Consider the following 7,359-nt stretch of genomic DNA (forward strand, 5'->3'; position numbering starts at 1 on the left):
GTTGAATTTTCCGATTTTGGTATCCTAAAATTCTCCTTTAATGTACTAAGAATGGTTGCTATCTCTTTACTGATTAAAGTTTTATTTGGTTGGTTACCAAAACAGGTTTTTAAATTTTTACTAAACTGCGGGTTATTAGGTGGGGTATTTATGTGGGGCTATCTCACTTTTTACGCGGAATGGTTTCCATACTTTCAAGGATAAAGGTCGGTCAATAAAGAACCAAGAAGAGGTAACCTATAAGGTTACCTCTTTTTAATAATAATATTAACATATACATATATATCGTTTTCATTGTTATTGTAGTTAATAAATTATATAACAACTTATTTGTTATCAAAAGCTTGCTGGCTTATGTTTAAACCGCTTTTCAATTTACACAATATGGATATTTACCTATAAATGTAAAAAAACACATTATATTAAACTATTCATTGTAAACGCACCATAACAATATGGATCTCTAAAAGGAAATTTACTTTGTATATTGTCTATTAATTTTAATTTTTGTTCTCTTATAACTTTATCATTAATACCGCTCATTATATTTTTTAATTCATCCTTATCTAAATTTAATAGAGTGACTAAACTAAGTGTATAAGCTCTTTCAATAGAATAGTTTTCTGCCAAATTACTATATAATATATGAGAAAATGCGTAAGATAAAATATCTTTAATCGGCCAATTTATCGAAATTACATTGCTTTTTCTATTCAGAAGAAAGAGTGTTGAATAACCAATTAATTCATTTGTATCATAGATTCTTTGGTTGTTCTTATTTGTAAAATCAGATGAATCGCATGATGCATTTATACATAAAGAGTAATTTAATTTCCAAAAATTCTGTTGAATTTCATCAAAACTTAGGGAATTTTTTGATAGTTTGCCTGCCAGTGATGCATATGAAGGATCAGTAAATCTTGAAATAGGAACCCCATGGGTTGCAAGATGTATCACATCTGCTTCCTTAGTTATACTATTACCATAATTAATTTTTTGATCTTCAAGGTTAACAATTTCATTCCTGCCCTCAATAAATTTTTGGCTGAGTAACAATTCTTCTAAAAATAGTGGAAGTCCTTCTGCTGGATCAAGCACGCCTAGAAAGTTATTAAATCTTTTCTCATATATCTTACCTTTATAAATAATAGGAACGGTTCTTATAACTAATTCACTATTTTTAATATATTCACATAAAGACGAATTTCGTAACAAAGTTGGAATCGTAGGCATCCAATGAAAGAATTTCTCTTGTAATATTAATATTTCTTTTATGTTATTAGATATTAAGGAACTAATAGTCGAATCAAATACATTAAATAAGCCTTCAGTAGTTAATTTAAGTGATGTGGCAAATTGAGAGAAGCTACTGAATTTGTTTTGGTATTTATACAACTCTTGGAAAAAATTCACGGAAATATTCTTATCTAGTTCAATTACTTCACACTTTACTTTTGATACAGCTAGTATACTAAGTCTGTTATCATGACTGTAGAATGATATAACTAGAGTGCTATCCTTTATTTTTTCATCTAAGATCTCTTGTAGTTTACTAAGTCTTGAATTCTCATACGGATCTTTATTTTTACAATACTTAAGTGTCAGCCTTTCAGTTATGAGATTAAATTCTTTCCATGGCTTATTATTATCTAGAACTCCATTTGGGTTAATTACCGGATCATCTATTGATTCAAATGGGTCATCATACTTCTCTTTATAACCGTTTAAAATTGGAGCTCCGAAATTTATTAATTTTCCAATTACATTTTTTAATACTTGTTTGTCCTCTACATCTACTGAACTATCCTCTAATATCTTATCGTACCAATCTAAAATAGAAAGCCAATCAGAAAACATATTGCTTTTTGTAAAGGCTAAGAACCTTGTGATATCTTTATAATTAATATTTTTTGATTTAGAAGCAATTTCTAAAAACATTGGAATAATCCTAGGAAAATAGTTTTCCTTAAAACCACGCCTATAATGTAATCTGCTTTTATACTGAAGATTAAAGTCCATTATCTCCATTGCCTTGTTTATTTTTTGTAAGCCCATATCGTAGTTCAATGCTGCTAAATAATTTTTAGTTGCTATCAAATGTGCCTCTAAAATGGCATTTAGATCATTCAAGTGTTTAATATTATTTAATACCTCTTGAATTAATTCAAGAGCTTCTTCCACTCGTCCAATCTGTCTCAAGCAAATTGACTTATTCATTTTAATAGAGTATCTATTTTTTTTACTGACAGTAGTGTTATTTAATATTTTATCCATTATTACTAATGCATCTTCACATTTACCAGTATTCATCAAAAGCGTAGCCATATTAGCCATTAATTCCATGGGAATTTCGATACCTAAAATCTCTGATAAATGGTACGCTTTATCAAAATCAGCTTTTGCACTCTTAAAATCTCGTTCTTGAAAACAAATTGATGCTTGAGTAATGAGTACCTTGAATTGCAAAGCAAGTTTATTATTTGTCAGTGCAATATTTTGTGCATCATTTAATATTCGATATGCAGATTGATAAGCATTATTAGAAGAAAAAAGAAATGCACACTCACACATTAATTCAATACATGTTTCAAATTTTTTAAACCAGAGATAAAAATCAATCTGATATTTCATGAATTGAAGGTATTCGTCTTCTTTTAAATCTTGTAAAGATCTAGTGATTGCCTCATTATTATAGTCTATAATTTGTTTACCTAGATTATAAATATTGTTTTCACAGACATAATGTATTGTCTTTGAAATAAAATCCATTATTTCACTAGTGTTTTTATTATCAATATGTATTTTAGTGATTGATACTAAAGTCATGGCATATAAATATGGCTTTTCAAAATTAGTAAACTTTTGTAAGTTCGTTTCCAATAAATCAATTGCCTTATTTGGTTCTATCCGATACGCTTTTCTAATCTCCTTATTAATTTTATTAAAGTAATCCTTACTAAATTTACTATTAATACCGCTTTCTATAAAAATAGAATACTCATTGAAGTCCATTTGTAGTAATTTTTTATATGATATTTTACTCATTTTCTACTCCTTTACATCTTTACTACTATAATATGGGAATTAAAAGAAGATGGCCAACTCCAATCAATTTTAATTTTTCTTCATCCTCCAGTATATAAATCGCATTTGAAGTCCCATCGTCATAATAAATTATCCAACAACATATATGTCTTTTATTCTCCATCCCTCACTGTTTACATATATTAGCTCAGTTTTAATCACCATTTTTTCTGTTGATTCCACACTGTTGTAGTCTGTAGTCACTTTGAACTCATTTAGAAATTCGATCTCTGTTTTAGAGACTTCATGTTTAAACAGTTTGATGTTCGAGATAGAAGACGAAACATCTTCTTTGGATTGAGGTATCGCTTTACCTGAAGGATGAGGCGCTTTAATCCTGATTCGTTCATTAGGGGTTTGATATTATAAGAAAAAGGCAACACGATGGTTACCTTCTAGAAAACTTTATTCTAACAAGAGAATAAAATTCATTAATTGGTCTCCGAAATAAATTGTTTTAATTGATTTGTTATTTTTTCTGGTACAGAATAAATTACATTGGAATCATTTAAATTCATTAAAGTGCTATCTTCTCCCTCCTTACCTATCCATAGAAAAAATGTTTGATCTTTACCTTTAGAAAACTCAACTTTCAATTCATAATCAGGATTACTCATATTTACGGAACCTTCTTCTTTTACCGAATTATTAAACATCTCTTTACAAATTGCCAGAGTCTTATTGTCCGTAAGTATTATTTTATCACCAGAAGTTGAATTTTTTAACGTGACTCTTCGTAAGTCATTTTCAATCAAGTTATCCTTATTTTTTGATGTTGACAGCTGATGTGAATTTCCTACTGCAAAGTTGCATCCAGAAAGAATTAAAACAAATAAAAGAGGTAATGCAATAATCGCTGTTAACTTTTTCAGAAAAACCCCTCATTTCGGTTGAATACGTGCTTTACTTATTAGTCGTCAATACCTCTTTATACGTTACATCCCTATATTGCATACTGTATAACCTTGTAAAATAAAAGACTGATACTATGTAAACTATGGTCATTGATACACTAATATAAATTGACATATATGTTGTTATATATGTATTAAACAACATATATGTCTTTTATTTTCCATCCTACTCCCTCAACATAAATTAATTCGGTCTTAACCACCATGTTCTCTGTTGATCCTACATCGTTGTAATCTGAAGTAACTTTAAACTCATTTAAAAACTCAATCTCATTTTTAGACACTTCATGTTTAAACGGTTTGATGTTCGAGATAGAAGACGAAACGTCCTCTTTGGATTGGGGTATTCCGTTACCTGAAGGATGCGTGGCTTTATAACCTGCTTCTGTCATGAGAGGTTTGATGTTTTGATATCGTTCACTCGGGTTGTCATACGTAAAGAATGACTTTAAAAACTTCTTATTCACTTCTTCCGCCTGGGAGGGCTCGATATTCGAGACCGCTTCTGCTTGTTGTTTATAATTCTCCTGATTGGCCCGTACTTCAGAGAGCTGACTTCTTAGACTGAACACATAAATGATGACAAGCACCATCATGATGAAGCCTGCAAACATGAGAAAAAATGACGTTCTTCGTTCCATGTTTCAACCCTCCTTATAGTACACGTCGGTATCCTAAGAACGGATACAGCTGTTTCCACTCGGTAACCGATGAATACTCTACTCCGTTGTCGTTCGCGTTGATGAACTGATCGTTTCCGACATACATCCCCACATGACTCGCACCCGTTTTATACGTAGAGAAGAAGACGAGATCTCCTGGTCTGATTTTTTCTTCTGCCACAGGAACCGTTACATCGTATTGAGTTTGTGCTGTCCCGTTCAACGGTTTCCCGCTCAGTCCAAATGCGTATTCTAACAGTCCTGAACAATCAAATCCTCCTGCAGCGGGTTTTCTGCCTCCCCACACGTACGGAAACCCTAGATAGTTCTTCATCACGTTATGTACGCGTTCCACATTGAACGCTTGATTTCCGTTTGAGACTGTCGGGCCACTTCCGTTCACATAGCGAAGCACATGGTCTACATAATGAACGTCTCCATAACTCTCCCAACCTTGTTTAGCAGCCATCATCTCACTAAAAGCAACAGCGACTTCTTTTGAGTACCCGCCATTCTCTTTCGCGTACGGTATGAACCCCGCTCCAAAGTTATACGATTGTAGAGCGATTTTAATATCGCCGTCTGATTTCTTTAGCACATCCGCAAAATACTTGACTCCCGCTTGTATCGAGTACTCCGGGTCGATCAATGCTCCACGTGGTAATCCTAACGATTCAGACGATTGCATCACGTCTAGATGACGTCCTCCTGATTCTTGTTGGACAAGAGCGAGTAAGAGACCTACCTGTTCAGGTATCCCTTCCCTCTCTGCATACTTTCGTATGAGTGGTTCCCATCGTAACACTTCTTTTGTGATCTGTGCGTTTCCATCGGTTGACGGACTATAGAACTTTTCATCTAGATCTGTATCCCCACCAAGTGATAGCGCGACAAAGAGCGCGATACCAATCAGACTCGTAAGAAGTAGAACACCAAGAAGAAGAAGCCATGTGGTGGGTCTTGTTAAGAGATACGCTTTGATCGAACGTTTAGCCGTCTTACGTAACACACTCTGCATGTACAACTCCTCCTATTCTCAGTGCCTGCCTTGACTTTGCTTCTTCTCGTTCTCATTTTCTTGCAGCTTCCTCGCATCAATCTGCTTTTGAGCTTCATAACGGGTGATGTGTTTCACACTTCGCGCACTGCTCTGTTGTGGTCTTTCTTCACGCACCACATAGTTAGCTCTTTTGGGTTCTGTTCTTTTATCACTCATCGTTCCAGGGTTACGGTAAGCAGATGTCGTCTGACTTATCCCCTTCGGTGTTCGGTGTTGCTCGTTCTTTCTCTGTTCGGTTTCTTTCCCACTGTTTTTATCTTGTTTATAGTCTTTTAAACTCACAACACCAAAGAGACTCTTTCTCGCCTGACTGGTTGCTGCGACTTCTCTTTTTCCTTGTGCGTGATCTAAGAGGACACGTTTACTAACACCCGGTTCTCTTCTGTCTGACTGGTTGTTATGGTTTTCATTACGGAACGTTTCCTGGTTCGTCATACGTTGTTCATTGCTGCTGTTGGTGTGTTTAGACTGATGGTTACGGCCGTGGTATTTATTCCCGGTCATCCGCTTAGCCACACTAAATCCTTTTTCACCAACTTCACCTGCAGCACTCGCCGCTTGAAAGGTCATACGTTCTGCGATCTGTTGACCTTGCACCATCCCGCTTGAAGCCACTTCAAAAATCTCTGAGCGGTACTTCATGAGTCCCCAGATGATGAGAACGATCAAAAACACGACGAACGCGTACCCTTCGATCCCGTTTGATATCTTTACAGATTCATAGACTAAAGTAGCCATTCCGGTGATGACGGCCGTGAGTAACACGAGTCCACCTTTCATGAGCAAAACACCGATGATTTTCTTAAAGTGGTTAAGAGCTGTCTCACTGAAACTCGGGATGAGTGATAGGATGAGCGGTATCGCCGTAAAGATTACGAGCGCTAAAAACCACACCTGCAATAAAAACTTAAAACTTGATAACAAGATAACCGGTATCGCAAGACTGAACGTGGAGATGATTGTGATGATGAGGTAGCCGAATCGCTCCCCGCTATACTCCGGTGACATTTGTTTATTTTCAAAATCTGAGATTTCTTTTTTTACAATAACTGATCTTTGTTCTAAGCCTTCATCTGTGAAGGGTTTTATCTTAATGAGATTTTCAAATCGATTTGGATTTTCTTTATTGACCTCTTCTTCTTTCGTCGTACCATAGTTTAGTAGAGTGTACGGTCGCTTCACCATGAGGTTGAAGAGCTGGTTCTGTAAGACAGCCGTTCCTTCTTGTGCACTGAATGATTTGTCGCCATCAAGCGTATCTGATGTTAGAAGGACGTTCGCGGAACTCGCGATGCCTTCAATGTCGGAGCCCCATCCGTTCAATTTCTGGATATTCCCTGTCGTATCTTCATAAAACCAGAACGTGAAGATCATGATAACGAGTGCTCCTATTATGGCTTTAATGGCATGTCCGCTCTGTTGGTTCACATAATACCGATAAGCAGCCGTTCCACCGACGATGATGATGAAAAGAGACAAAAACGTGCTCACCATGATGGTATAGATTCTCTCACTCATCTCACCCGCACTCTTTACCATGAGTGAGATGAGGTCAAAACTCATAAGCTGGTTAACCGCATATAATGTGAACGAGGAGATCACCTTGTTAAAACTCCACAATCCCGCATTGATGGAGTGA

Annotated in this window: 5 protein-coding genes; all 5 read right to left on the minus strand. The window is 35.4% G+C overall.

From position 1 onward, the window contains the following. Positions 1–417: 417 nt before the first annotated feature. Positions 418–3,045, minus strand: a complete 2,628-nt coding sequence (locus ACOZ9X_RS19615) for a CHAT domain-containing protein (RefSeq protein ID WP_423419657.1) — start codon at positions 3,043–3,045, stop codon at positions 418–420. Positions 3,046–3,515: 470 nt separating this feature from the next. Then, positions 3,516–3,839, minus strand: a complete 324-nt coding sequence (locus tag ACOZ9X_RS19620; protein WP_423419658.1) for a hypothetical protein — start codon at positions 3,837–3,839, stop codon at positions 3,516–3,518. A 293-nt stretch (positions 3,840–4,132) separates the two neighbouring features. Next, entirely contained in the window at positions 4,133–4,639 is a 507-nt protein-coding gene (locus tag ACOZ9X_RS19625; RefSeq protein WP_423419659.1) for a hypothetical protein, read from the minus strand. 13 nt (positions 4,640–4,652) lie between these two features. Further along, on the minus strand, positions 4,653–5,678 hold the full coding sequence (locus ACOZ9X_RS19630) for a lysozyme family protein (RefSeq protein WP_423419660.1): 1,026 nt from the start codon (positions 5,676–5,678) through the stop codon (positions 4,653–4,655). 18 nt (positions 5,679–5,696) lie between these two features. Next, positions 5,697–7,359: CD3337/EF1877 family mobilome membrane protein (locus ACOZ9X_RS19635; protein ID WP_423419661.1), on the minus strand; the 1,663-nt coding region annotated here is incomplete at its 5' end.

It is taken from the genome of Fictibacillus nanhaiensis (assembly GCF_049537595.1).
Classification (GTDB): Bacteria; Bacillota; Bacilli; order Bacillales; family Fictibacillaceae; genus Fictibacillus; species Fictibacillus nanhaiensis_F.